The sequence below is a fragment of the Colwellia sp. MB02u-10 genome, from assembly GCF_014077185.1.
Lineage (GTDB): Bacteria > Pseudomonadota > Gammaproteobacteria > Enterobacterales > Alteromonadaceae > Cognaticolwellia.
The window spans coordinates 1-291 of sequence record NZ_JACGVK010000030.1 but is presented as its reverse complement, the minus strand read 5'-3'; the positions used below and the strand labels follow the sequence as shown (position 1 = coordinate 291).

Annotated in this window: 1 protein-coding gene; it reads left to right on the top strand. The window is 45.7% G+C overall.

Annotated features, from left to right (window positions below):
- Positions 1-291, top strand: a 291-nt coding sequence (locus tag H4J59_RS00100) for a VCBS domain-containing protein (protein ID WP_182235758.1), incomplete at both ends; no start/stop codon positions are given.

Sequence of the window (291 nt, the reverse complement as noted above, 5' to 3'; positions counted from 1 at the left end):
ACCGATGTAGATACAAGCGATACACATGCGTTTATAGCGTTTACCGATGCAGCAACCACAGTAGTCGATACAAATAGTGTCGAAATAGGCGCCATTACTGTGTCGATGACAGACACTGGTGCGTATACCTTAACGGGCGCAGGCATAGAGAAACTCGGTACGGGTGAAAGTGCAGTCGTATCATTTAACGTACAAGTTAAAGATGATTCAACGTCAGGAGATGCTACCTCAGTTGCCAAGACAGTGACCTTAACCATTGATGGCAGTAACGATACGCCGGAAATTTCAGGT